We start from the raw sequence: 24,556 nt of genomic DNA on the forward strand, positions 1-24,556 counted from the left end.
TCACAGCCCTTCGAAATCGAATTCGACGTCAGCCTGCTGCTTGACGATGCGTTCGAGCATCTCGCCCAACTGCTCTTCGCTCTTGTCGCACATCCAGCGCTCGCTTTCCTCGTCGTAATCGAAGTGGAAGCCACCGGACACCGCCGCCAGCCACAACTGCCGCAACGGCTCCTGGCGGCTGAAAATCAACTGGCTGCCGTTCTCGAACTTGACGGTAAGTACACCGGCGGAAATTTCCAGGTCGATGTCCATGTCGCTGTCATCGAAGATATCCTCCAGTTTTTCCTGGGTTTCATCGACCAGATCGTGGAAACGGGCTTCGGACAAACTCATTGCGGCAACCTCAAAAATGTCTGATCGGGCTCAAGCGCCGCAAGATACGGACGCGCCCGGCTGAATGCAAAGGATAACGACCAAGGGCCCGTGGGCGCTGAACATTGTCCACCGAACGCGCCCACCTGGAGTGCAAGGCCCGCCGGACGGGCGCCCCGTTGCATAGGCAAGCTGACGGGTGGCCGGTATACTCCGGCGCAATTAACGCATTTTCAAGGATTTCGCCATGAAGCGCCTGATCTCTTCCCTTGCTGCGCTCGTCGCGGTTGCCTGCCTTGTGACAGCCTGTGGTCAAAAAGGTCCGCTGTACCTGCCTGATGACAGCAAGTCCCCTGAAGAGCAGGCCAAGTCGTCGCAATCCAAATCCCACGCGCACGACACCCAGACCACTTACTAAGGGACCGCCATGGACGCTTTTAACTACCGTGGCGGGGAGCTGTTCGCGGAAGGGGTTGCCCTGTCCGCGATCGCCGAACGTTTCGGCACGCCGACCTACGTCTACTCCCGTGCCCACATCGAAGCCCAATACCGGACATTCGCCGATGCCCTCGAAGGCATGCCGCACCTGGTGTGCTTCGCTGTAAAAGCCAACTCGAACCTGGGCGTGCTCAACGTCCTCGCGCGCCTGGGCGCTGGCTTCGACATCGTGTCCGGCGGCGAGCTTGAGCGCGTGCTGGCCGCTGGCGGCAGCCCCGACAAAATCGTGTTCTCCGGCGTCGGCAAGACCCGCGAAGACATGCGTCGCGCCCTGGAAGTCGGCGTGCATTGCTTCAACATCGAATCCACCGACGAGCTGGAGCGCCTGCAGGTGGTCGCCGCCGAGCTGGGCGTTCGTGCGCCGGTCTCGCTGCGCGTGAACCCGGACGTCGACGCCGGCACCCACCCGTACATTTCCACCGGCCTCAAGGAAAACAAGTTCGGCATCGCCATTGCCGACGCCGAGGATGTGTACGTACGCGCCGCCCAACTGCCGAACCTGGAAGTGCTGGGTGTCGATTGCCACATCGGCTCGCAACTGACCACCCTCGAACCGTTCATCGACGCCCTCGACCGCCTGCTGGCGCTGGTGGATCGCCTCGGCGACTGCGGCATCTACCTGCGTCACATCGACCTGGGTGGCGGTGTCGGCGTGCGTTATCGCGATGAAGAGCCGCCACTGGTGGCCGACTACATCAAGACCGTGCGCGAACGCCTTGAAGGCCGTGACCTGGCGCTGATGTTCGAGCCAGGCCGCTACATCGTCGCCAACGCCGGCGTGCTGCTGACACAGGTCGAATACCTCAAGCACACCGAGCACAAGGACTTCGCCATCGTCGACGCGGCCATGAACGACCTGATCCGCCCGGCGCTGTACCAGGCCTGGATGGACGTCACCGCCGTGCGCCCGCGCGATACCGCGGCCCGCGACTACGACATCGTCGGGCCGATCTGCGAAACCGGCGATTTCCTTGCCAAAGGCCGTGCGCTGGCACTGGAAGAAGGCGATCTGCTGGCCGTGCATTCGGCGGGCGCCTACGGGTTTGTCATGAGTTCCAACTACAACACCCGCGGCCGCTGCGCCGAGGTGCTGGTGGACGGTGATCAGGCATTCGAAGTACGCCGCCGCGAGACGGTAGCCGAACTGTTTGCCGGCGAAAGCCTGCTGCCGGAGTAATACCATGCTGCTGCGTTTTACCAAGATGCACGGCCTGGGCAATGATTTCATGGTCCTCGACCTGGTCAGCCAGCACGCGCACATCCTGCCCAAGCATGCCAAGCAATGGGGCGACCGGCACACCGGCATCGGTTTCGACCAGTTGCTGATTGTCGAGGCACCGAACAACCCGGACGTGGATTTCCGCTACCGGATCTTCAACGCCGACGGTTCGGAGGTGGAGCAGTGTGGCAACGGCGCGCGCTGCTTCGCCCGTTTCGTGCTGGACAAGCGCCTGACCGCCAAGCGGCAGATTCGCGTCGAGACCAAAAGCGGCATCATCGAACTGGATGTGCGCAGCGACGGCCAGATCGGCGTCAACATGGGCGCCCCGCGCCTGGTGCCGGCGGATATCCCATTCCAGGCACCGGCCCAGGCCCTGAGCTATACCGTTGACGTCGACGGTACCCCGGTGGAACTGGCGGCGGTCTCCATGGGCAATCCCCATGCGGTGCTGCGCGTGGACGACATCAACAGCGCACCGGTACACACCCTGGGGCCGAAGATCGAAAATCATCCGCGCTTCCCGGCACGCGTCAACGTCGGTTTCCTGCAGGTCATCGATCGCCACCGCGCCCAACTGCGTGTCTGGGAACGTGGCGCCGGGGAAACCCAGGCCTGTGGCACAGGCGCTTGCGCCGCCGCGGTCGCCGCGATCAGCCAGGGCTGGATGGATTCGCCATTGTTGATCGACCTGCCCGGCGGACGCCTGTCCATCGAATGGGCAGGCCCAGGCCAACCGGTGATGATGACCGGCCCGGCCGTACGCGTATACGAAGGACAAGTTCGTCTTTGAGTGAGCCAAAGCCATGACCGACAAGCCAAAGGTTCCAGCACCGCAGCCCGACGAATCCCCGAGCCTTCCAGACGCTGCGGCCGTGGCCGCGTATCTGGAGGCGCATCCGGACTTTTTCGTCGAGCACGAAGACCTGCTTGCAACGATGCGGATCCCCCATCGGCGCGGCGATACCGTGTCGCTGGTCGAACACCAGATGAAAATCCTGCGTGAGCGCAACATCGAAATGCGCCATCGCCTCTCGCACCTGATGGACGTCGCCCGGGACAACGACCGGCTCTTCGACAAGACCCGTCGGCTGATTCTCGCACTGATGGACGCGAGCACCCTGGAAGACCTGGTGATGAGTGTCGAAGACAGCCTGCGCCAAGACTTCCAGGTGCCCTTCGTCAGCCTGATCCTGTTTGGCGATAACGCCATGCCAGTGGGACGCTGGGTTACCCACGCCGACGCGCAGACGGCCATCGGCGGCCTGCTCACGGAAAACAAAAGCGTCAGCGGCAGCCTGCGCGAGCATGAGCTGGACTTCCTGTTCGGTGAAGAACAGCGCAAGCAGATCGGCTCCACCGCCGTCGTCGCAATTGCCCACCAGGGCGTGCATGGCGTGTTGGCCATCGCCAGTCGCGATCCGCAGCACTACAAGAGTTCGGTGGGCACGCTGTTCCTGAGCTACATCGCCGAAGTCACCGGCCGGGTGCTGCCACGGGTTGCCGGTTCGCTGCGTTCGGTACGCTGAGGATGGAGCGGCAACTGGACGCCTACTGCGAACACCTGCGCAGTGAGCGCCAGGTGTCGCCTCACACCTTGTCGGCCTATCGCCGCGACCTCGAAAAGGTACTGGGCTGGTGCCAGAAGCAGAACATCGAGAGCTGGGCGGCCCTGGACATCCAGCGCCTGCGCAGCCTCGTTGCGCGTCTGCATCAACAGGGACAATCCTCCCGCAGCCTTGCGCGATTGTTGTCGGCGGTGCGTGGCCTGTATCACTACCTGAACCGCGAAGGCCTGTGCGATCACGACCCGGCCACCGGCCTGGCACCGCCCAAAGGCGAACGCCGGCTGCCCAAGACCCTCGACACCGACCGTGCCTTGCAATTGCTCGATGGCGCCGTCGAGGATGACTTCATGGCGCGCCGGGACCAGGCGATCCTTGAGCTCTTCTATTCCTCCGGTCTGCGGCTTTCCGAACTGACGGGGCTGGACCTGGACCAACTGGACCTGGCTGACGGCATGGTCCAGGTACTCGGCAAAGGCAGCAAGACCCGCCTGCTGCCCATCGGCCGCAAGGCCCGGGAAGCCCTGGAACTGTGGTTGCCGCTGCGAGCGATGACCAATCCGGTCGATGACGCGGTATTCGTCAGCCTGCAAGGCCGCCGGCTAGGCCCGCGGACCATCCAATTGCGGGTCAAGGCCGCCGGCGAACGTGAACTCGGGCAGAACCTGCACCCGCACATGCTCAGGCATTCGTTCGCCAGCCATCTGCTGGAGTCTTCCCAGGACCTGCGCGCCGTCCAGGAACTGCTCGGCCACTCGGACATCAAGACCACCCAGATCTATACCCATCTGGATTTCCAACACCTGGCGACGGTCTATGACAGTGCCCACCCCAGGGCCAAACGCATCAAGGGCGACGAATCATGACCATCGAGCTCATCACTTTCGACCTGGACGACACGCTATGGGACACCGCTCCGGTGATCGCCAGCGCTGAAGCCGTCTTGCGCCAATGGCTGGCCGACAACGCACCCGACCTGGGTGATTTTCCGGTGGAGCGCCTGTGGACGATCCGCACCCAAGTGCTCAGCGAAGAACCCAACCTCAAGCACCGCATCAGTGCACTGCGCCGGCGCGTGCTGTTCCGGGCGCTGCAAGATGCCGGCTACGACCAGTGGCGGGCCTCGGAACTGGCGGACCAGGGATTCGAGGCGTTCCTGCATGCGCGTCATCAACTGGAAATTTTTCCCGAAGTCGAGCCGACCCTGGAAATCCTCGCCAATCATTTCGCCCTTGGCGTCGTCACCAACGGCAATGCCGATGTGAGTCGCCTGGGGCTGGCGGATTACTTCAAGTTCGCCTTGTGCGCCGAAGACATCGGTATTGCCAAGCCTGATGCAAGGTTGTTCCAGGAAGCCCTGCAAAGGGGCGGCGCCACGGCGCAAACCGCCGTGCATGTGGGCGATCACCCGGGCGACGACATCGCCGGCGCCCAGCAGGCCGGCCTGCGCGCTGTCTGGTTCAACCCGGCGGGCAAGGCATGGGATGCCGATCATGCACCGGACGCGCAAATCCGCAGCCTGACCGAACTGCCGGGATTATTGGCAGGATGGCATAGCCAGCGCTGAGCCCTGGAGAAGCGGTGTACTGCGTGCTATGCCAGGCGCAAATCCCACTGGGAATGCACCGGGCTTAAAAGCTGCATCCATGAAAAAGCCCGCAGCGACGGCGGGCTTTTTCAGCAAGCAAGGGCAGATACTCAGATAGGGCGGCTGCCGTACTTGTTGTCAGGCTTCTTGGGCGGATCGGCGACCACGTTGGCCTCCACTTCCTGCACCTTTCCGCCCCTGGCCAGGAATTCCTCCATGGCCTTGGCGAGCGCATCACGCTCCTTGTTCTTGGCCTCTACGCTTGGCAACTCGTCGACCGATACCGCGGCCTTGGCCTTGCCTTTGGCAGTCGGGACCGGAACATCGGCACCGTCGTCGTCAGCAACATCTTCAGCCGCCGCTTCCAGGCCTTCTTCGGTCTCGTCCTCGTCACCTACTTCGAGGTCGTCGTTTTCCAGATCATCGTCGCTCATGTTCTACCTCATGACTTGCGAAAAGCAGATTAGTTATAGCCCAGCTTCGCCATCTGTCGAAGGCTGCCAGAAAAAATTCAAGATCCGCCGGCAATCAGCGGTCATGCCCCTTCACCGTGCAAGGTGGCGAGGACTTTGCGAGCACCGCCATGATCACGGTGCTCGCCCAGATAAACGCCTTGCCAGGTACCCAACGCCAACTGTCCCGCCGTTACCGGAAGGCTGAGCTGACATCCCAGCACACTGGCCTTGAAGTGCGCCGGGAGGTCGTCCAGGCCTTCGTCGTTGTGCTCATAGCCGGCGGTTCCTTGTGGGATCAGCCGATTGAAAAATCGTTCGAAGTCTCGACGTACCGCCGGATCGGCGTTCTCGTTGATGGTCAACGAGGCCGAGGTATGCTGCAGCCACAGATGCAACAGACCGACCCGACAGGCCTTGAGTTCAGGCAGGCCGGCGAGCAACTCGTCCGTCACCAGATGAAAGCCCCGGGGCCTCGCCCGCAGGGTTATCAGCGTCTGTTGCCACATACAGATCTCCGCACGTTCGGCGCGCATTCTAGCGCGCTCTGGAAAAAAACAAAGGGCCTAATATTCCTGCCTCGATGTAAGTCTTTGGCGGTAGAAAAACCCATGTCGCATACACAACAAAAGGCGTCGGAAAAAACCAGCCCGCCTTGTGAGCAATGACAAATTCCAGGCAAAAAAATGCCCGGCGAACCGGGCATTTTTTTTTGCGCGTTGCTTACAGGTTGTAGCCACGCTCGTTGTGCTGGGCCAAGTCCAGGCCTACAGCTTCTTCTTCCTCGGAGACACGCAGGCCCATGACGGCGTCCAGTACCTTGAGGATGATGAAGGTCACGACCGCGGTATAGATCACGGTGAAGCCGACACCTTTGAATTGAATCCACACTTGCGCGCCGATATCGGTCACGGTGCCGAAGCCACCCAGTGCCGGAGCAGCGAACACGCCGGTCAGGATCGCACCGAGGATACCGCCGATGCCGTGCACGCCGAAGGCATCCAGGGAGTCGTCATAACCGAGTTTGCGCTTGAGGGTGGTGGCGCAGAAGAAACACACCACACCGGCTGCCAGGCCGATGACCAGTGCGCCCATCGGGCCCACGGTACCAGCGGCGGGGGTGATGGCGACCAGGCCAGCCACGACACCCGAGGCGATGCCCAGTGCGCTTGGCTTGCCGTGGGTGATCCACTCGGCAAACATCCAGCCCAGCGCCGCCGCAGCGGTAGCGATCTGGGTCACCAGCATCGCCATGCCGGCGGTGCCGTTGGCGGCGACAGCGGAACCAGCGTTGAAACCGAACCAGCCCACCCACAGCATGGCCGCGCCCATCAGGGTGTAGCCGAGGTTATGTGGCGCCATCGGAGTGGTCGGGAAGCCTTTGCGCTTGCCCAGCACCAGGCAGGCTACCAGGCCGGCGATACCGGCGTTGATGTGCACCACGGTGCCGCCCGCGAAGTCCAAAACGCCCCAGTCCCACATCAGGCCGCCGTTGCCGGACCAGACCATGTGCGCAATCGGCGCATACACCAGGGTGAACCACACGCCCATGAAGATCAGCATGGCGGAGAACTTCATCCGCTCAGCGAACGCACCGACGATCAGCGCCGGAGTGATGATGGCGAAGGTCATCTGGAAGGTGATGAATACTGCTTCAGGGAACAACGCCGCCGGGCCGGTCAGGCTGGCCGGCGTGACGCCCGCGAGGAACGCCTTGCCCAGGCCGCCCACGAAGGAATTGAAGTTGACGACGCCCTGCTCCATGCCGGTGGTGTCGAACGCGATACTGTAGCCATAGATGACCCACAGGACACTGATCAGACCAGTAATGGCGAAGCACTGCATCATCACGGAAAGAATGTTTTTCGACCGAACCATGCCGCCGTAGAACAGCGCAAGGCCAGGGATGGTCATGAACAGGACAAGAATCGTGGCAGTCAACATCCAGGCGGTGTCGCCGGAGTTGAGGACTGGGGCTGCCGCTTCTTCCGCCATGGCCAGGCCAGGCATTACGAAGGACAACAGGGCTCCTAGCCCTGCGAATTTACGCAGAGTCATATTGTTTTCTCCTGGGGCGTTGGGTTTGACGGCTTAGATAGCGTCGGTATCGGTTTCGCCGGTACGGATGCGAATGGCCTGTTCCAGATTGACCACGAAGATCTTTCCGTCACCAATCTTGCCGGTGTTGGCGGCCTTGGTAATCGCTTCGATGACCCGATCAAGATCCTTGTCGTCGATGGCAACATCGATCTTCACCTTGGGCAGGAAATCGACCACGTATTCCGCGCCGCGATACAGCTCGGTGTGACCTTTCTGCCGCCCGAAGCCTTTGACTTCAGTAACGGTAATGCCCTGCACGCCGATTTCGGACAGCGACTCGCGTACGTCGTCCAGCTTGAACGGCTTGATGATGGCAGTGACTAGCTTCATGAAACTCTCTCCCGAATTGGTGGACTTGCCCCAGGAAAACAAACCCGACTCAAGTCTAAGCGCAGTGCCTGGCTTTGTAACGCGTCGTCGGCCCAAGTTGCCCGACCGGCGCCAGCTGACTACTCCTGACGAAACTCCCCGCTCCGCCTGCTGCACTGCATTCGTCACAGCGACTGCATCAGTGCATGGGTCATCAGCCACTAAGCAGAAAGCTTGCCATCTGTACCCAACCTCCCTGATTTCAACCCTTTACCCGTTGCGCCGGCCTGCGCCGCGCCAGGAACCGGAGCGATACGCACAACAACGGTGCGACGGTGCCCGGGGTCGTGCGCGAAAAGCGTGCAACCCGATCCGCGAATTGACTATAGACACTGCGTGATACACTGGCCGCCATTGTTTCCAGGACACCTGACATGCTCGCGCCCAAAGATCTACTCGACGCCCTGAGCGGCCACGCCTCCCGCCTGTTGAGCGGCGACACGCCACTCCCCAGGAATGAAATCGAAAGCCAGTTCAAGGCCTTGCTGCAAAGCGGGTTCAGCAAGCTGGACCTGGTCAGCCGGGAAGAATTCGACAGCCAGATGGTCGTGCTGGCCCGCACTCGGGCGCGGCTGGAGAGCCTGGAAGCGAAGGTGGCCGAGCTGGAAGAGCGCCTGGCTCCGGCTCCGGCCCAGGATTAACCCCCCGGCTCACGTGACGGGCTTTGGCGGGGCACTCAAGCACTCGCCACCCGCTGAGCCTGGTCCGGAGTGAGTGCCAGCGGCAGCTCCAGGATAAACAGCGCGCCGCTGCCCGGCCCGGCGCTCCGGACAGTCAGATCGCCGCCCAACTCGTGCGCTGCCAGGATGCAACTGTGCAAACCAAAGCCGTGGCCGTCGACACGCGTGGTGAAGCCGTGCTCGAACACCCGCGCGAGATTGTCTTGCGCAATTCCCTCGCCATTGTCCTCGACCTCGACCCGTACGCGCCCATCGTCAATGACCCTCAGGCGCAGGATGATCTGCGGCGACCGGTTCGCACCCGCCTCCAGCGCTTGCTTGGCGTTGTTGATCAGATTGACCAGGATCTGCAGCACTCGATGCTTGTCCAGCGGCATTTGCGGGACATCACTGAACTCCTTGATCAGTGTGATGTGGTGGCGGGCCAGGGACACATCGCAAATGCGCACGACATCCTCGACCAGCTCTCGTAGCGAACCCGACTCCAGGACGCTGGCATTGCCGGCGTAGGACTGCTGGGTGGCGACGATTTCCTTGATGTGATCGATTCGGCGGGTCAACTGCGCCAACTCGGCGATCATGACCTGCTGCTCGATTGCCAGCGCATCGGCCAGCTTGTCCAGATAGTCCGGTAGCGCGCGCCCTTTCGGATCGCTGCTGATGAAATCGCCAAGATCGTCGGGGTGCTCTTTCATCAGTTGGGCAACCTTGGCCACGCCCGGCCCCTTCGACGTGTGCACCTTCTCGTAGAGAACCTGGGCGGAAACGTTGACGCTGTTGAGCACATTGCCTACGTTGTGCAGCACATTGGTGGCAATTTCCGCCATGCCGGCCCGGCGAGCCGTGGTAACCAGCTCAGCCTGCGCCTCGCGCAACTCGTCGTTGACCCTGGCCAACTGCTGCGGGCTGGGGATTTTCAAGGCCGCGGGTATCAGGCGGATCAACAGGATGGCAGTGATCACCGAAGCAATGGCGGTGATCACCTTGACCAGCGCCGACAGCCAATAATAAGGGTGCCAGATGGTCAGGATTTCCATTATGTGGCTGGTTCCGCAGGCCAGGATAAACACCCCGAACGCCGCGATCATCCAGTCGAACGGGACGTCCTTGCGCTTGTTGATGAAGTAGATGAGCGTGAACGGAATCGAGATATAGCTGAGGGTGATCAGGCTATCGGCGATCACGTTGGTCCACAACAGATCGGGACGCCACATATAGCAATGCCCGTGGGGCATGAAGCGCTTGTCGGTCAACAGCGCCAACAGATCGTTCATTTTCACTTCCTCGTTGTGCCGGTGATCCCGCCAAGTGCCGTGCGGACAAATCCAGCGTAGCAGAGCCCTCCTCCGTACTGTTTGCCCCAGGATGACGCCATCGCCCCGGTAATATCCTGCGAAGATTTCGCCGTGAAACCAGCTCCCGGCTCAGTTTCGCCGGACTAATCTTCAAGGGCCGCAGGACGCGGCCCTCCAACAGTCAAGGAACGCTACATGTCGCTCGCCATCGTCCATAGCCGCGCCCAAGTGGGGGTCGAAGCCCCTGCCGTTACCGTTGAAGTTCATCTCGCAAATGGCTTGCCGTCGCTGACGATGGTCGGCTTGCCGGAAGCGGCGGTGAAGGAAAGCAAGGACCGGGTGCGCAGCGCGATCATCAATTCGGGACTCAATTTCCCAGCGCGGCGCATCACCCTGAACCTCGCGCCGGCAGATCTTCCCAAGGACGGCGGCCGGTTCGACCTGGCGATTGCCCTGGGGATCCTGTCGGCCAGCGTGCAGGTGCCGACCTTGATGCTGGACGACGTGGAGTGCCTCGGCGAACTGGCCTTGTCCGGTGCCGTACGACCAGTGCGCGGCGTGCTCCCCGCAGCGCTGGCGGCGCGCAAGGCTGGACGCATGCTGATGGTGCCCCGGGCCAATGCCGAGGAAGCGTGCCTGGCGTCGGGGCTGAAAGTGATTGCCGTGGACCACCTGCTCGAAGCGGTGGCGCACTTCAACGGCCACACCCCCGTCGAGCCCTTCGTGTCCAACGGGCTGCTCTCGGCCAGCAAACCCTATCCCGACCTCAGCGAAGTGCAAGGCCAGGCTGGGGCCAAGCGCGCATTGCTGATCGCGGCGGCGGGGGCTCACAACTTGTTGTTCAGCGGCCCGCCGGGCACAGGCAAGACATTGCTGGCGAGCCGTTTACCGGGATTGTTGCCGCCGCTGGTCGAAAGCGAAGCCCTGGAAGTCGCGGCGATACAGTCCGTCGCCAGTGGCGTGCCGCTAAGCCATTGGCCGCAACGGCCGTTTCGCCAGCCACATCATTCGGCATCCGGCCCGGCGCTGGTGGGTGGCGGGTCGAAGCCGCAACCGGGGGAGATCACCCTCGCCCACCACGGCGTACTGTTCCTGGATGAGTTACCGGAATTCGACCGAAAGGTCTTGGAAGTCTTGAGGGAGCCCCTCGAGTCGGGACACATCGTGGTGTCGCGTGCCCGGGATCGCGTGCGCTTTCCAGCGCGCTTCCAACTGGTCGCGGCCATGAACCCGTGCCCCTGTGGATATCTTGGCGAACCCAGCGGCCGCTGCTGCTGCACGCCGGACATGGTGCAGCGGTATCGCAACAAGCTGTCCGGTCCGCTGCTCGACCGTATCGACCTGCACCTGACCGTGGCGCGCGAAGCCACGGCGCTGAATCCCAAGGGCGCACCCGGTGACGATACCGCCACAGCAGCCGAGCGCGTGGCCGAAGCCCGTGAGCGCCAGCAAACCCGCCAAGGCTGCGCCAACGCCTTCCTCGACCTGTCGGGGTTGCGCCGTCATTGCAAACTGTCCCCGACCGACGAAGCATGGCTGGAAACCGCCTGCGAACGATTGACCCTGTCGCTACGGGCCGCCCATCGCCTGCTGAAGGTCGCCCGCACCCTGGCCGACCTTCAGCAATTGGAACGAATCAGCCGCGAGCACCTGGCCGAAGCCCTCCAATACCGGCCCGCAACGCCATGAAAAGGGTCACGGCTTGCTCAGGTCCACCAACGGCGTGTCGCGCACTTCGGTTTTTCGATCGCCCTGGATGTCATCGATGCGCTTCAGAGCCTTGTCCACAGCCCCCTTGTCAGCCAGGAGGCTGTAGTGAATCTGGAACTGCTTGCGCTCTTTCGGTGCAATGCCAGGCACCAGGCCCAGCGGACGCTGGTAGCGACGGTTATAGGAAAAGCTGGTGCCAGGCTCCAGACCGGTCACATAGCCCTGGCCTTGGGTATCGGTATTCTTCCACAGGGAAAACACTGGAAGCGTACCGGTGTTGAAGCCCACCGCCACGCCGAGACTTCCGGCCTTGTTGTGCAGCACGGTCAGCGTATCGCCCTTGGCGTCGGCGTAAGGCACGACGTTGTAGACGGTTTCATCGTAATCCTTGGTAGGGGCTCGATAGGTGGTCCAATCCTTCAGGTCACCCTTGGCCTTGTCATTGAACGGCGAGACCTGTTTGACCGGCGCTGCGAAGCGAGCCCCCTGTTCCAGGAACGGCGTGCTGAAATTGCTGTGGTAGAGCGCCTGGTATTCCTTTGGATAATCGCCATTGTTGGTCAGCGTGTCGTTGAGGGCAAAGGTCACGCTACCGGGTTCGGTGACCAGCTCGGTCTGGACCGAGAAGTCGACCTTCTTGAACGCCTGCTCCTTCAACTCGCCGCGCAGCGTGATGGCGTAAGGAGGTTTTTCATCGATGTGCAACGTTACCTTGTTCGCCGGGATGTTCGCGGCGCGCCCATGCAAAGTGAGCAGTTCGCCGTTGTCCATGCCCGGATGGCCTACCCATTCGTAGCCGCAGCGAGTCACCAGTTCATTGAAGCCTTCGAGCCAGCCCAGGCCACCTCGGCCGTTAAGTTCGATGAATGATGGATTGACCACTTCCTTGACCGGTGAATCCCAGCCCATGCGTACATCGCCGACCGAAGCCTGCAACACGTTCATGCCGCGGGTGGGGACGACTGAGAGCTTCATGGTGCCATTGTCGATGTCGACGATGCTGACGCCCTCCTGGCGACCGCCATGGAGGGTACGCATCGTCACGGAAAACGGCTTGTCGGTTTTCACGCCGAGTTGCTGGCTGGTGATTTGCCAGGGTTGGGCGGCCTTATCGGTGTCAAGCAGGACGTAATCCCACGCCATCGCATGGGAAGCAGCGCCCATGGCGCCGAGGGCAACGAAGAGTTTGAGCGAATTCATGGAAACGGCCTTTTCTTGGAGTTGTGCGGATTTTATAGACTTGAAGAAACGTTTCAGCAAGCCGAAAAACAGCAATCACCTTAAAAAATCCGCGGGTAAGGATTTGAGAGTTTCTATGCGGGCGAGCCTGCTCGCGGTGACCTTTCGCCCAGACAACCCGAAACCCCGTGGCGAGGGAGCTTGCTTGCTCTCGACTACGCAGCGGTCGCAAGCCTCGACGTTGGGGGCTGCCGGGAGAAGGCCCGGGGGCCTGCTTCGCAGGCCAGCGGGAGCAAGCCCCCTCACCACAGGGGTCGGGTTGGCTTGCTATGGATGGGACTTCAGCGGAACCGATCGACTTCCTTGCGCAGGTCCTGCGCCAGTTTTTCAAGTTCCTTGGCGGTGATCGCCAGGTTCGACACCACTTCGCGCTGTTCGCTGTTGGCCATCGCAATGCTCTGCAAGTTGCTGCTCAGCAGGGTCGCGGTGCTGCTTTGTTCCTGGGTCGCGGTGGTGATCGCAGCGAATTGCTGGCCGGCGGAGCGGCTTTGCTCATCGATTCGCGCCAGGGCCGAGGCCACGTTGGCGTTACGCGACAAGCCTTCCTGCATGAGCAGATTGCCCTTCTCCATCGTGCTGATGGCGTTGCCGGTTTCTTGCTGGATGCTGTTGATCATCCCGGAAATTTCGTCGGTGGCCTGGCGAGTGCGCGAGGCCAGGCTACGAACCTCGTCGGCCACGACGGCAAAACCACGACCTTGTTCGCCGGCTCGGGCGGCTTCGATGGCGGCGTTCAGCGCCAGCAGGTTGGTTTGCTCGGCAATCGAGGTGATCACACCGACGATGCCGCCGATTTCCTGGGAGCGCTGGCCCAGTGTGTTGATGACCGTGGCAGTGCTGTTCAAGGCACCAGCAATCTGCTCCAGGGACGACGATGCTTCCTCCATCGAGGTCCGACCGATCCGGGTTTGCTGGGCATTGTCCTGGGCCAGGCGTTCGGTATTGCCCATGTTATCGGCGATGTTCAGCGAGGTGGCGCTGAACTCTTCCACTGCCCCGGCCATGCTGGTGATTTCTCCGGACTGCTGCTCCATCCCTTCGTACGCGCCGCTGGACAATCCGGACAGCGCCTGGGCACGACTATTGACCTCTTGCGAAGCTTTGCGGATGTGCTCGACCATGGTCGACAAGGCGTGGCTCATCTGGTTGAACGCACGGGCCAGTTGGCCGATTTCATCGTGGCTCGAAACATTCAGGCGCACGCTCAGGTCGCCGGCACCCAATGCTTCGGCCTGACGCACCAAGTCGCCGAGCGGAGCCAGTTTGCTGCGCAACAGCCACACCGCCGCGCCTACCGCCAGCAACATGGCCAGCAGGCTGCCGATCGCCAGTTGTGTGCCGACGCTCCAGGTCACTGCGTTGATCTCGGTTTTCGGCATGCTCGCCACGACGGCCCAAGGCCCGCCCTCGAACGGCACGGCGACACTGTAGAATTCTTCCGCGGTGTCGGCCCAGAAGGCACCCTTGCCCGGCTTCTTGATCAGCGCCGTGATGGCGGCGGTAGCGTTGTCGAGCGCCTGCACGCCAGCCGGCGGCACCAGCCATTTGTTCTGTTCGTCCAACAACGCCAGCGAACCGGTCTGGCCGATGCGGAACCGCTTGAGGTTTTCGAATTGCGCATTCTGCGCATCGGTGTAATCGAATCCTACATACAGCACCGCAATGATCTTGCCGCTGGTGTCGCGTACAGGGGTGTACTGCGACATGTAGAAACGTCCGAAAAGCAAGGCTCGGCCGATATAGCTCTGGCCGCTGATCACCGGGCCATAAGCCGGGCCGGCACGGTCGAGCACAGTGCCGATGGCCCTTGTCCCGTCCTGCTTGCTGACCGATGTACTGACGCGGATGAAATCGTCACCGCTGCGCACGAATATCGTGGCTACCCCGGCGGTCATCGCCTTGAACTCATCAACTTCCTTGAAGTTGTTGTTCAGCACTTCATTGCCCAGGCTCAAGCCAGGAGTCTGCACGCCCGCCACCGTCACCGGCTGGTCCGGGTGAACGCTCAAGCCTGCGCTGAAACGCTTCTCGAACAGCCCCGCCAGCCGCTGCGTGCTTTCGCGCAACGTACTGTGGAACGTATTGAGCTGGTCGGCCATCAGGCGCGCTTCGCTGGCCAAGTGCTCTTCACGGGTGGAAAGGTTTGCGGCGTCCAGCGAACGCAAGGCAAAGACGGTACTGCCGGAGATCACGACCGCCAATATCACGGCGAGGGCAAGGCCTAGCTGCGAGGCGATCCGGGCACGGGGTTGAGACATGACGGCTCCTGGCCGAGAGACCGGATCGTCCTGATCACGTCGCACGCTCGGCATTTTGATTCGATGAGGATTGAATGGGCCCTTTCTGAACGAAGGTTCTATGTTCACGGAGTCGGCCAGGATGCCGAATACTTGAGCGCCTTGGAGGGAATAATACCAAGTGGCTAGCACGGCACCTTCATCGTTTCAGCCCAGGCGCTCGACCTCGGGTAGCTGCATGGCCTTGACCTCGCCCTGAAGAAAGTCGCTGAGCCTGCGCAGACGTTCACCTCCGGGCCGGGTTTTCGGCCAGACCAAATAATAATGCTCGCCGCTGGCAACGGCCGTCGGCCACGGCAGGCTCAAGCGTCCCTGGGCCACATCCTCGGCGACCATCAACAAATCCCCCATGGACACACCGTAGCCACGCGCGGCCGCGATCATGCCCAGCTCCAACGTATCGAACACCTGCCCGCCCCTGAGCGAGACCTTGTCCGACAAGCCCATGCGCTGCAACCAATTGCGCCAGTCCCGGCGATCCGGAGTGGGGTGCAACAGCTCGGCCTTGGCCAATCGCGCCGCATCCCAAGGCTGATCATTGAGCAAATTCGGAGCGCCTACCGGGATCAATTCCTCGGGGAACAGCAAGCTGGCCTCCCAATCCGCAGGAAAATGCCCATTGCCCAGCAGTACCGCGCAGTCGAAGGGCTCGGTGTTGAAATCCACCGAATCGACGTCCATCCAGGCGCTCGTCAGTTGCACTTCGTTGCCGGGTTGCAAATGACGGAAGCGGCTCAGGCGCGCCAGCAGCCAGCGCATGGTCAGGGTCGACGGCGCCTTCATCCGCAGAATGCCGTCCTCGCCATGCAACGTGTGGCAGGCCCGCTCCAGCGCCATGAACCCTTCCCGCACGCCCGGCAACAGCAGGCGCGCCGCCTCGGTCAGTTGCAGGTTGCGCCCGCTGCGCTGGAACAGCCGACAGGCAAAGTGATCTTCCAACGTGCGGATGTGCCGGCTGACGGCGCTCTGGGTGATCGAGAGCTCCTCGGCGGCGCGGGTGAACGAGCTGTAGCGCGCGGCGGCCTCGAATGCCCGTAGCGCATAAAGCGGAGGAAGACGACGAGACATTGCAAAAGCTCCAAGACGCGGTTTGCAAACCCTACCAGAAACCCGTCAAGCATGAGTTTTAATCATGCCAGCGATCGTTTTTATCCTTTTGTGCAATCTGCCGGGAGGGCCGAGAATCGTCGCTCTACTGCCTTGTTTGAACATGGAGCGTGATGATCATGCAGCATCCTGCGCGTACCGAACTCTGGGCCATCCTGCGGCTGGCTGGGCCGTTGATTGCTTCGCAGTTGGCGCACATGTTGATGGTGCTGACCGACACCCTGATGATGGCTCGCCTGAGCCCCGAGGCCTTGGCCGGCGGCGGGCTTGGGGCGGCGACCTATTCGTTCGTATCGATTTTCTGCATCGGCGTGATCGCGGCGGTGGGCACCTTGGTAGCGATCCGCCAGGGCGCCGGCGACATCGAAGGCGCCACCCGGCTGACCCAGGCCGGATTATGGCTGGCCTGGTTGATGGCGCTGGTGGCCGGCCTGCTGCTGTGGAATCTCAAGCCGGTGCTGCTGATGTTCGGCCAGACCGAAACCAACGTGCTTTCCGCCGGGCAGTTTCTGCTGGCACTGCCGTTCGCGCTGCCCGGTTATTTGAGCTTCATGGCGCTGCGTGGCTTTACCAGCGCCATCGGGCGGGCCACGCCGGTGATGGTGATCAGCCTCGGCGGCACGGTGGCCAACTTCCTGCTCAACTATGCGCTCATCACCGGCATGTTCGGCCTGCCAAAGCTCGGCCTGATGGGAATCGGCCTGGTCACGGCCATCGTCGCCAACTGCATGGCACTGGCGCTGGCCTGGCACATTCATCGGCACCCGGCCTATCGTGCCTACCCATTGCTTGCCGGGCTGTCGCGGCCCAACCGCCAATACCTCAAGGAGCTGTGGCGCCTTGGCCTGCCGATTGGCGGCACTTACGCAGTGGAAGTCGGTCTGTTCGCGTTCGCTGCCCTGTGCATGGGCACCATGGGCAGCACGCCGCTGGCGGCGCACCAGATCGCCCTGCAGATCGTCTCGGTGGCCTTCATGGTTCCGGCGGGCATGTCCTACGCCATCACCATGCGCATCGGCCAGCATTACGGTGCCGGGCAATTGCTCATGGCGCGCCTGGCCGGGAGGGTCGGGATCGGCTTTGGCGCGGCCGCCATGCTGGCGTTTGCCATGGTGTTCTGGCTGCTGCCGAATCAGTTGATCGGCCTGTTCCTGGACCATGAAGACCCGGCGTTCCGCCCGGTCATCGAGCTGGCGGTGAGCCTGTTGGCCGTGGCGGCGTGGTTCGAGCTGTTCGACGGTACGCAAACCATTGCCATGGGCTGCATCCGCGGACTGAAGGATGCCAAGACCACCTTTCTGGTCGGCCTGGGCTGCTACTGGCTGATCGGCGCGCCGGCGGCGTGGTGGATGGCTTTCCAATTGCACTGGGGCCCAACCGGCGTCTGGTGGGGCCTGGCGCTGGGGCTGGCCTGCGCGGCGGTGAGCCTGACGTTGGCATTTGAGTGGAAGATGAAGCGGATGATTCTCAGCGAGCCGGGGCAGCGCAGCTTCGAAGCGATCCAGGCCAAATGAACTTGCTCCCACCGGGTTTGTGTCAGCTGATTTCCAGCATCGATTGCTGGTCACCCTCGAACGTCAGGTATTCCACCAACTCCACCAGCGGCAACGGCTTGCTGATCAGGAACCCCTGCACCTGATCGCATCCGAAACCGCGCAGCAAGTCCAACTGCTCGCGGGTCTCGACGCCTTCGGCCACCACTTCGAGGTTGAGGTTATGGGCCAGGTTGATCATCGCGTGCACCAGCTTGCGGTTCTCCTCACGCTGTTCCATGCCGCCGACGAAGCTCTTGTCGATCTTGAGCAGCGCAATCGGCAGGCTGTTGAGGTGCACGAACGAAGAGAACCCGGTGCCGAAATCGTCCAGGGAAAACCGCACCCCCAGGCGTCCCAGGGCATCCATGGTCTGCTTGACCAGTTCGCTGCGACGCATGACGGCAGTTTCGGTGAGTTCGAATTCCAGCCACTGGGCCTCGACGCCGCGTTCGGCAATCAGTCGACTCAGGGTCGGCAGCAGTTGGCTGTCCTGGAACTGCCGGAACGACAGGTTGATCGCCATGTGCAGCGGCGCCAGCCCGCGCTCGCGCAGGGCCTGCATATCGCGCAGGGCACGGGAGATCACCCAGTAGCCCAACGGCACGATGAGGCCACTTTGCTCGGCCAGCGGCACGAACTCACTCGGCGGCAACAACCCGCGCTCGCCATGACGCCAGCGTACCAGGGCTTCGAGGCCGACAATCGTGCCATCGGCCAGGTTCAGCCGAGGCTGGTAATGCAATTCCAGTTCATCGCGACGCAATGCCCGTCGCAGCTCGCTTTCCAGGTCGGCGAGGCTGCGGGCATTGCGGTTGATGCGCTCATTGAAGATGTGAAAGGTGCAGCCTTGGGTGCTCTTGGCCTGCTGCATGGCAATATGGGCATGCCACATCAAGGGGTCCGCGCCGGCCTGCGCCCGGGCGTGGGCAATGCCCAGGCTGCAACCGATCAACAGGCTTTCACCGTCCACCCAGTACGGTTCGGCCATGGCTTCGGTGATGCGTTCGGCCATCCACTCCGCTCGTTGGGGCGCGCGGCGGGTGTCGATCAACAGGGCGAACTCGTCGCTCCCCAGCCGGGCCAACTGATCGCCGGCCTCCAGCGCGCCCTTGAGCCGCGAGACCACTTGGAGAATCAAACGATCGCCGGCCTGGTGGCCGAGGGCGTCATTGGCGTGGCGGAAATTGTCGAGATCCAGGTGACCGAGGGCCAGGCCACGGCCTTCATTTTCAGCCAGGCGCGCCGCCAGCAAGGTCTGGAAGCCCTGGCGGTTGGCGATGCCGGTCAAAGGGTCCTGCTCGGCGAGCCGTTGCAGGGTGTTTTCCAGCACCCCTCGCTCGCGCACGTGACGCAGGCAACGGCGCAGCGTCGCCTCGTCGAGGGTGTCGCGCACCAGCCAGTCGCTGACGCCATCCGGGGACGCCGCAGGCTCGTGCTCAAGCAACAGAACCGTCGGCAGACGACAACGTCCCGGCCCCGGCTGCAGGGTAGCAACGGTCAGCAGCACCGCGTTGCGGTTGTCCTCGAACAGGCTGCTGACCGAGTCCCAGCTCGGGGCACTGATCAACACGACCGAGGGCCCCAAGGGCGCCAGGCACTCGCGCAGTATCGCTGACCACTCAGGCGTTTCGGCCAACAACAGCAAACGCAAGGGTTCGACAGGCGTAGACAAGCTGACTCCCTAGACTCTGCAAGGTGGTAGGCGCGGGGCATTATGACGCGCCAATGGTCAATCACCAATGCCAATGGTTCTCAAACACCCACTTTTGAGGGTTTATTCACCCAAAAACGAACGTTAGACCTAAATTCTGTCCGCATCCTGAGGGAAAGTCACAAAAGCGGCAATTGCAATGATGTGTCGCGTCACAAGTCGGACAGGCCAGCACAATTCTCAGAGCCTGTTAAAATGCCGGCCCATTTCGCAAACGACTCCCTGAACCCTGTCATGTCCCGACTCAATCCCCGGCAGCAAGAAGCCGTGAACTATGTCGGCGGCCCTCTTTTGGTGCTCGCCGGTGCAGGCTCCGGCAAGACCAGCGTGATCACCCGCAAGATCGCGCATTTGATCCAGAACTGCGGCATCCGCGCCCAGTACATCGTCGCCATGACCTTCACCAACAAGGCCGCCCGGGAAATGAAAGAGCGGGTCGGTGGCCTGTTGCGCGCTGGCGAAGGCCGCGGCCTGACGGTCTGCACCTTTCACAACCTGGGCCTGAACATCATCCGCAAGGAACACGCGCGGCTGGGCTACAAACCGGGCTTCTCGATTTTCGACGAGACCGACGTCAAGGCCCTGATGACCGACATCATGCAGAAGGAGTACTCGGGCGACGACGGCGTGGATGAGATCAAGAACATGATCGGCGCCTGGAAAAACGACCTGATCCTGCCGCCCGAGGCCCTGGAAAACGCCCGCAATCCCAAAGAACAGACCGCCGCCATCGTCTATGCCCACTACCAGCGCACGCTCAAGGCGTTCAACGCGGTGGACTTCGACGACCTGATCCTGTTGCCGGTCAAGCTGTTCCAGGACCACGCCGACATCCTCGAGAAATGGCAGAACAAGGTCCGCTACCTGCTCGTGGACGAATACCAGGACACCAACGCCAGCCAGTATCTGCTGGTGAAGTTGCTGATCGGCAAACGCAACCAGTTCACCGTGGTGGGCGACGATGACCAGTCGATCTACGCGTGGCGCGGCGCACGGCCGGAAAACCTCATGTTGCTCAAGGAAGACTATCCCTCGCTCAAAGTGGTGATGCTGGAGCAGAACTACCGCTCCACCAGTCGCATCCTGCGCTGCGCCAACGTGCTGATTTCCAACAACCCCCACGAGTTCGAAAAGCAACTGTGGAGCGAAATGGGGCACGGCGATGAAATCCGCGTGATCCGTTGCCGCAACGAAGACGCCGAAGCCGAGCGCGTGGCCATGGAAATCCTCAGCCTGCACCTGCGCACCGACCGGCCGTACAGCGACTTTGCGATCCTGTACCGCGGCAACTACCAGGCCAAGCTGATCGAGCTGAAATTGCAGCATCACCAGGTTCCCTATCGCCTGTCGGGGGGCAACAGCTTTTTCGGTCGCCAGGAAGTGAAGGACCTGATGGCCTACTTCCGCCTGATCGTGAACCCGGACGACGACAACGCTTTCCTGCGGGTGATCAACGTGCCGCGCCGGGAAATCGGTTCGACCACGCTTGAAAAACTCGGCAACTACGCCACCGAGCGCAAGATCTCGATGTACGCCGCCACCGACGAAATCGGCCTGGGCGAGCACCTGGACAGCCGCTTCACCGACCGCCTGGCACGCTTCAAGCGTTTCATGGACAAGGTCCGCGAGCAGTGCGCCGGGGAAGATCCGATCTCGGCGCTGCGCAGCATGGTCATGGACATCGACTACGAGAACTGGCTGCGCACCAACAGCTCCAGCGACAAGGCCGCCGACTACCGCATGAGCAACGTCTGGTTCCTGATCGAGGCGTTGAAGAACACCCTGGAAAAAGACGAAGACGGCGACATGACCGTCGAGGACGCCATCGGCAAGCTCGTGTTGCGGGACATGCTCGAACGCCAACAGGAAGAGGAAGAAGGCGCCGAGGGCGTGCAGATGATGACGCTGCATGCCTCCAAGGGCCTGGAATTTCCCTACGTGTTCATCATGGGCATGGAAGAAGAAATCCTGCCGCACCGCTCCAGCATCGAGGCCGACACTATCGAAGAAGAACGGCGCCTGGCCTATGTCGGCATTACCCGGGCACGCCAGACGCTGGCCTTCACCTTCGCCGCCAAGCGCAAGCAATACGGCGAGGTGATCGACTGCGCCCCGAGCCGCTTCCTCGATGAGCTGCCGCCGGACGACCTGGCGTGGGAAGGCAACGACGATACGCCGACGGAAGTCAAAGCCGTTCGCGGCAACAATGCCCTGGCGGATATACGCGCGATGTTGAAGCGTTAGACTATTTTTCACCTATTCCAGGCGCTGAACGCGTCATCAGAGGAGGCTTCATGGAAGCCCTGCACCAGAAAATCCGCGAGCTAGGCATCGTGCTGTCCGACCAGGTCCTGAAGGTCGATGCGTTTCTCAACCACCAGATCGACCCGCAGTTGATGAAGCTGATCGGCGATGAGTTTGCCGCGCTGTTCAAGGATTCGGGCATCACCAAGATCGTCACCATCGAAGCCTCGGGCATTGCCCCGGCGATCACGACCGGGCTGAACCTTGGCGTGCCGGTGATCTTCGCTCGCAAGCAACAGTCTCTGACCCTGACGGAAAACCTGCTGTCGGCCACCGTATATTCGTTCACCAAGAAGACCGAAAGCACCGTTGCCATCAGCCCGCGTCACCTGACCAGCAGTGATCGGGTATTGATCATTGATGACTTCCTGGCCAACGGCAAAGCCTCCCAGGCGCTGATCTCCATCATCAAGCAGGCCGGCGCCACCGTTGCCGGGCTGGGGATCGTGATCGAGAAGTCGTTCCAGGGCGGCCGCGCGGAGCTGGACGCCCAAGGCTATCGCGTCGAGTCGCTGGCTCGGGTGAAGTCGTTGGCGGGTGGGGTCGTGACCTTTATCGACTGATCCCCCGTTCAACCCTGGGGGAGTTGCGGGCCGCTAAGGTGCAGTCGCCTTGAGTCCCGCCAGCAGCAGCCGCTGGTACAACTCCTCCTTCAGCCCTTCCGGGGTCGTCAACTGCATCCGCTCCAGATGCCCGGCAAACTCCCAGGGCTCCGGCGCATCCAGCGCGGCTTTGCCCAGTTCCAGAATCTCGGTGAGCTTGAACTTGCTCTTGAGCCAGTTCAGCGCCCGCAACAAGTCCCGCTCGACCCCATCGAAATCGCAGCCCAGCGGATATTCGGGAAACAGGTTCGGATGCCGTGCCTGGATCGCCTGCAAACGCTCCGATGTATTGTCGGCAAAGCGTGGATCGAGACGAAAATCCTTCGGCAGCTTGCCAGCATTTTGCGCTTGCTCGATCAGCCCGGGCTGGAAGCGCGAGTCGCTGATATTCAGCAACGCCTCGATCACCGCGGCGTCGGTCTTGCCCCGCAGGTCGGCGATGCCGTACTCGGTTACCACGATGTCGCGCAGGTGCCGGGGAATCGTGCAGTGCCCGTAGTCCCAGACAATATTGGAACTGACCACCCCTCCTGACTCTCGCCAACTGCGCAACAGCAGGATCGAGCGCGCTCCTTCCAGCGCATGCCCCTGGGCAACGAAGTTGTACTGCCCGCCCACGCCGCTGAGTACCCGCCCATCTTCCAATTGATCGGCCACCCCGGCGCCCATCAAGGTCATGGTGAAGACAGTGTTGATGAAGCGTGCATCGATGCGTTGCAAGCGCTTGAGCTGCTCCTGGCCGTACAACTCGTTGATATAGCTGATGCGCGTCATGTTGAATTCACGCAGACGGCTCTGCGGCAGCTCCCGCAGACGCTCGTAGAAACTGCTCGGACCGAGGAAGAACCCACCGTGTATGCAAATGCCGTCGGGTTGCGCCGCCTCGTCGAGTGTCCCGGCGTTGGCCTGCGCCTGGGTCGGCTCGTCGGGATAGACCTTGCGCCGGATGATCCCGGCCTCCGCCAGCACCAGCAAACCGTTGACGAACATCTCACTGCATCCATACAGCCCCTTGGCGAATGGCTCGACGCCGCCCTCACGCTCGATCAACTGCGCCCACTGGCTGAGGTTCACATCTGCCAGCAGGGCCTGGTAACCGGCGTTATCGGCTTGGCGCGCCAGCAGTGCCGCCGTCAATGCGTCGCCCATGGAGCCGATGCCGATCTGCAACGTACCGCCGTCGCGCACCAAGGTACTGGCGTGCAGGCCGATCAGGTGGTCCTGGATACCCACCGGCATGTTCGGTGTGGAGAACAGCGTGTGGCTGTCCTTTTCGTCGATCAGCAAGTCGAAGTCGTCGATGCCTATTTCCGCATCCCCAGGCATATAGGGCAAATCGCTATGGACCTGGCCAACCATGAGAATCGTTTCCCCCGCCTCGCGCCGCTTGGCAATCATCGGCAACAGATCCAGGGTAATGTCCGGGTTGCAGCTCAGGCTCAAGCGATCCGGATGCTCGGGGTCGCTCGCCACCAGTTGGGCGATCAGGTTCAGGCCGGCCCCGTTGATGTCCCGGGCCGCGTGGCTGTAGTTGCTGCTGACATAGTCCTGCTGGGCGGACGCGCTGTGCAGAAGGCTGCCGGGCTGCATGAAGAATTGTTGGACGCGTATATTGGCCGGCAGGCTGTCGCGCTGCAGGTCGGCGAGGTAATCGAGTTCGGGATAATCGCCGAAGACCCGTTCGACGAAGGGTTCGAGGAAGCGCTTCTGCAACCCATCGCCCAGGCTCGGTCGGCCCAGGCTCAGCGCCGTGTAGAGGGTCAGTTGTCGCTCGGGCAGTTGCGCGATGCGCCGGTACAGCGCGTTGGCGAACAAGTTGGGCTTGCCCAGCCCCAGGGGCATGCCGAGGTGGATATGCGTGGGCAGGCGCTCGAGCACATCATCCACCGCCTGTTCGATTGAACACAACTGCACCATCCGACCCTCCGGGACATTCCATGAATGTGGGTTGGACCGAGCTTGCCGGGTCTTGG

The 24,556-nt window shown here is 61.9% G+C and carries 22 protein-coding genes; 11 read left to right on the top strand and 11 right to left on the bottom strand.

The annotated features are described in order from the left end of the window. Window positions 1–333 carry an iron donor protein CyaY gene (cyaY, locus tag JZ00_RS07995; RefSeq protein ID WP_039590186.1) on the bottom strand — a complete coding sequence of 111 codons (333 nt, stop codon included), beginning with the start codon at window positions 331–333 and terminating at the stop codon, window positions 1–3. Window positions 334–559: 226 nt separating this feature from the next. Here cyaY and lptM point away from each other — a divergent pair, with 226 nt between their 5' ends. The 6 genes from lptM to JZ00_RS08025 are packed head-to-tail and all read left to right on the top strand — an operon-like array spanning window position 560 to window position 5,161. After that, entirely contained in the window at window positions 560–730 is a 171-nt protein-coding gene (gene lptM, locus JZ00_RS30040) for an LPS translocon maturation chaperone LptM (RefSeq protein WP_039590185.1), read from the top strand. Window positions 731–739: 9 nt separating this feature from the next. Then, on the top strand, window positions 740–1,987 hold the full coding sequence (gene lysA / locus JZ00_RS08005; protein ID WP_039590183.1) for a diaminopimelate decarboxylase: 1,248 nt from the start codon (window positions 740–742) through the stop codon (window positions 1,985–1,987). A gap of 4 nt (window positions 1,988–1,991) precedes the next feature. Then, window positions 1,992–2,822, top strand: a complete 831-nt coding sequence (gene dapF / locus JZ00_RS08010; RefSeq protein WP_039590182.1) for a diaminopimelate epimerase — start codon at window positions 1,992–1,994, stop codon at window positions 2,820–2,822. Window positions 2,823–2,835: 13 nt separating this feature from the next. Continuing rightward, window positions 2,836–3,558 carry a DUF484 family protein gene (locus tag JZ00_RS08015; RefSeq protein ID WP_039590181.1) on the top strand — a complete coding sequence of 241 codons (723 nt, stop codon included), beginning with the start codon at window positions 2,836–2,838 and terminating at the stop codon, window positions 3,556–3,558. A 2-nt stretch (window positions 3,559–3,560) separates the two neighbouring features. Continuing rightward, window positions 3,561–4,460: a tyrosine recombinase XerC gene (xerC, locus tag JZ00_RS08020; protein WP_039590180.1), complete on the top strand. Its 900-nt coding sequence runs from the start codon at window positions 3,561–3,563 to the stop codon at window positions 4,458–4,460. Then, window positions 4,457–5,161 (top strand): HAD family hydrolase, encoded by a 705-nt coding sequence (locus tag JZ00_RS08025; RefSeq protein WP_039590178.1) that lies wholly within the window; start codon window positions 4,457–4,459, stop codon window positions 5,159–5,161. The genes xerC and JZ00_RS08025 overlap by 4 nt, the downstream gene beginning before the upstream one ends. A gap of 131 nt (window positions 5,162–5,292) precedes the next feature. Here the strand turns inward: JZ00_RS08025 and sutA are convergent, their stop codons facing one another. From sutA to glnK, 4 genes are all read right to left on the bottom strand, one after another. Beyond that, on the bottom strand, window positions 5,293–5,616 hold the full coding sequence (sutA, locus tag JZ00_RS08030) for a transcriptional regulator SutA (RefSeq protein WP_003206813.1): 324 nt from the start codon (window positions 5,614–5,616) through the stop codon (window positions 5,293–5,295). A 101-nt stretch (window positions 5,617–5,717) separates the two neighbouring features. Then, window positions 5,718–6,143, bottom strand: coding sequence for a secondary thiamine-phosphate synthase enzyme YjbQ (locus tag JZ00_RS08035; protein ID WP_039590847.1), 426 nt, complete (start codon window positions 6,141–6,143; stop codon window positions 5,718–5,720). Window positions 6,144–6,357: 214 nt separating this feature from the next. Beyond that, a complete protein-coding gene (locus JZ00_RS08040) occupies window positions 6,358–7,692 on the bottom strand; it encodes an ammonium transporter (protein WP_039590177.1) in 1,335 nt (444 codons plus the stop codon). Window positions 7,693–7,725: 33 nt separating this feature from the next. Next, window positions 7,726–8,064, bottom strand: coding sequence for a P-II family nitrogen regulator (gene glnK, locus JZ00_RS08045; protein ID WP_002555808.1), 339 nt, complete (start codon window positions 8,062–8,064; stop codon window positions 7,726–7,728). 413 nt (window positions 8,065–8,477) lie between these two features. Between glnK and JZ00_RS08050 the strand changes: the two genes are divergently transcribed. After that, a complete protein-coding gene (locus tag JZ00_RS08050) occupies window positions 8,478–8,744 on the top strand; it encodes an accessory factor UbiK family protein (RefSeq protein WP_039590176.1) in 267 nt (88 codons plus the stop codon). A 35-nt stretch (window positions 8,745–8,779) separates the two neighbouring features. On the opposite strand, the gene JZ00_RS08055 is transcribed toward JZ00_RS08050, so the two are convergent. Continuing rightward, window positions 8,780–10,057, bottom strand: a complete 1,278-nt coding sequence (locus tag JZ00_RS08055) for a sensor histidine kinase (protein ID WP_039590175.1) — start codon at window positions 10,055–10,057, stop codon at window positions 8,780–8,782. Between the two features lie 216 nt (window positions 10,058–10,273). Here JZ00_RS08055 and JZ00_RS08060 point away from each other — a divergent pair, with 216 nt between their 5' ends. Next, complete coding sequence (locus tag JZ00_RS08060) at window positions 10,274–11,767, top strand: YifB family Mg chelatase-like AAA ATPase (protein WP_039590174.1); 1,494 nt, start codon at window positions 10,274–10,276, stop codon at window positions 11,765–11,767. Window positions 11,768–11,773: 6 nt separating this feature from the next. Here JZ00_RS08060 and JZ00_RS08065 read toward each other — a convergent pair whose 3' ends face one another. From JZ00_RS08065 to JZ00_RS08075, 3 genes are all read right to left on the bottom strand, one after another. Next, entirely contained in the window at window positions 11,774–12,988 is a 1,215-nt protein-coding gene (locus tag JZ00_RS08065; protein WP_039590173.1) for an aldose 1-epimerase family protein, read from the bottom strand. A gap of 320 nt (window positions 12,989–13,308) precedes the next feature. Then, window positions 13,309–15,285 carry a methyl-accepting chemotaxis protein gene (locus JZ00_RS08070; RefSeq protein ID WP_039590172.1) on the bottom strand — a complete coding sequence of 659 codons (1,977 nt, stop codon included), beginning with the start codon at window positions 15,283–15,285 and terminating at the stop codon, window positions 13,309–13,311. A 186-nt stretch (window positions 15,286–15,471) separates the two neighbouring features. Beyond that, the gene (locus JZ00_RS08075; RefSeq protein ID WP_039590170.1) at window positions 15,472–16,392 is read right to left on the bottom strand and encodes a LysR substrate-binding domain-containing protein; all 921 of its coding nucleotides are present in this window, start codon (window positions 16,390–16,392) and stop codon (window positions 15,472–15,474) included. 152 nt (window positions 16,393–16,544) lie between these two features. On the opposite strand from JZ00_RS08075, the gene JZ00_RS08080 reads away from it, so the two are divergent. Continuing rightward, window positions 16,545–17,945 (top strand): NorM family multidrug efflux MATE transporter, encoded by a 1,401-nt coding sequence (locus JZ00_RS08080; protein ID WP_039590168.1) that lies wholly within the window; start codon window positions 16,545–16,547, stop codon window positions 17,943–17,945. Between the two features lie 22 nt (window positions 17,946–17,967). On the opposite strand, the gene JZ00_RS08085 is transcribed toward JZ00_RS08080, so the two are convergent. Beyond that, window positions 17,968–19,638, bottom strand: a complete 1,671-nt coding sequence (locus JZ00_RS08085) for a putative bifunctional diguanylate cyclase/phosphodiesterase (protein ID WP_039590166.1) — start codon at window positions 19,636–19,638, stop codon at window positions 17,968–17,970. Window positions 19,639–19,911: 273 nt separating this feature from the next. Between JZ00_RS08085 and rep the strand changes: the two genes are divergently transcribed. Together rep and JZ00_RS08095 are read left to right on the top strand one after the other, a co-directional pair. Beyond that, window positions 19,912–21,921, top strand: coding sequence for a DNA helicase Rep (gene rep, locus JZ00_RS08090; RefSeq protein ID WP_039590845.1), 2,010 nt, complete (start codon window positions 19,912–19,914; stop codon window positions 21,919–21,921). 50 nt (window positions 21,922–21,971) lie between these two features. After that, the gene (locus JZ00_RS08095) at window positions 21,972–22,544 is read left to right on the top strand and encodes a xanthine phosphoribosyltransferase (RefSeq protein WP_039590165.1); all 573 of its coding nucleotides are present in this window, start codon (window positions 21,972–21,974) and stop codon (window positions 22,542–22,544) included. Window positions 22,545–22,577: 33 nt separating this feature from the next. Here JZ00_RS08095 and JZ00_RS08100 read toward each other — a convergent pair whose 3' ends face one another. Next, on the bottom strand, window positions 22,578–24,500 hold the full coding sequence (locus tag JZ00_RS08100) for an acetyl-CoA hydrolase/transferase C-terminal domain-containing protein (protein WP_039590163.1): 1,923 nt from the start codon (window positions 24,498–24,500) through the stop codon (window positions 22,578–22,580). Between the last annotated feature and the right edge of the window lie 56 nt (window positions 24,501–24,556).

The sequence above is a fragment of the Pseudomonas frederiksbergensis genome (genome assembly GCF_000802155.2).
Lineage (GTDB): Bacteria > Pseudomonadota > Gammaproteobacteria > Pseudomonadales > Pseudomonadaceae > Aquipseudomonas > Aquipseudomonas frederiksbergensis_A.

Bases quoted from the DNA above. Each gene is read 5' to 3' on its own strand.
- cyaY (WP_039590186.1), bottom strand. From the start codon at position 333: ATGAGTTTGTCCGAAGCCCGTTTCCACGATCTGGTCGATGAAACCCAG.
- lptM (WP_039590185.1), top strand. From the start codon at position 560: ATGAAGCGCCTGATCTCTTCCCTTGCTGCGCTCGTCGCGGTTGCCTGC.
- lysA (WP_039590183.1), top strand. From the start codon at position 740: ATGGACGCTTTTAACTACCGTGGCGGGGAGCTGTTCGCGGAAGGGGTT.
- dapF (WP_039590182.1), top strand. From the start codon at position 1,992: ATGCTGCTGCGTTTTACCAAGATGCACGGCCTGGGCAATGATTTCATG.
- JZ00_RS08015 (WP_039590181.1), top strand. From the start codon at position 2,836: ATGACCGACAAGCCAAAGGTTCCAGCACCGCAGCCCGACGAATCCCCG.
- xerC (WP_039590180.1), top strand. From the start codon at position 3,561: ATGGAGCGGCAACTGGACGCCTACTGCGAACACCTGCGCAGTGAGCGC.
- JZ00_RS08025 (WP_039590178.1), top strand. From the start codon at position 4,457: ATGACCATCGAGCTCATCACTTTCGACCTGGACGACACGCTATGGGAC.
- sutA (WP_003206813.1), bottom strand. From the start codon at position 5,616: ATGAGCGACGATGATCTGGAAAACGACGACCTCGAAGTAGGTGACGAG.
- JZ00_RS08035 (WP_039590847.1), bottom strand. From the start codon at position 6,143: ATGTGGCAACAGACGCTGATAACCCTGCGGGCGAGGCCCCGGGGCTTT.
- JZ00_RS08040 (WP_039590177.1), bottom strand. From the start codon at position 7,692: ATGACTCTGCGTAAATTCGCAGGGCTAGGAGCCCTGTTGTCCTTCGTA.
- glnK (WP_002555808.1), bottom strand. From the start codon at position 8,064: ATGAAGCTAGTCACTGCCATCATCAAGCCGTTCAAGCTGGACGACGTA.
- JZ00_RS08050 (WP_039590176.1), top strand. From the start codon at position 8,478: ATGCTCGCGCCCAAAGATCTACTCGACGCCCTGAGCGGCCACGCCTCC.
- JZ00_RS08055 (WP_039590175.1), bottom strand. From the start codon at position 10,057: ATGAACGATCTGTTGGCGCTGTTGACCGACAAGCGCTTCATGCCCCAC.
- JZ00_RS08060 (WP_039590174.1), top strand. From the start codon at position 10,274: ATGTCGCTCGCCATCGTCCATAGCCGCGCCCAAGTGGGGGTCGAAGCC.
- JZ00_RS08065 (WP_039590173.1), bottom strand. From the start codon at position 12,988: ATGAATTCGCTCAAACTCTTCGTTGCCCTCGGCGCCATGGGCGCTGCT.
- JZ00_RS08070 (WP_039590172.1), bottom strand. From the start codon at position 15,285: ATGTCTCAACCCCGTGCCCGGATCGCCTCGCAGCTAGGCCTTGCCCTC.
- JZ00_RS08075 (WP_039590170.1), bottom strand. From the start codon at position 16,392: ATGTCTCGTCGTCTTCCTCCGCTTTATGCGCTACGGGCATTCGAGGCC.
- JZ00_RS08080 (WP_039590168.1), top strand. From the start codon at position 16,545: ATGATCATGCAGCATCCTGCGCGTACCGAACTCTGGGCCATCCTGCGG.
- rep (WP_039590845.1), top strand. From the start codon at position 19,912: ATGTCCCGACTCAATCCCCGGCAGCAAGAAGCCGTGAACTATGTCGGC.
- JZ00_RS08095 (WP_039590165.1), top strand. From the start codon at position 21,972: ATGGAAGCCCTGCACCAGAAAATCCGCGAGCTAGGCATCGTGCTGTCC.
- JZ00_RS08100 (WP_039590163.1), bottom strand. From the start codon at position 24,500: ATGGTGCAGTTGTGTTCAATCGAACAGGCGGTGGATGATGTGCTCGAG.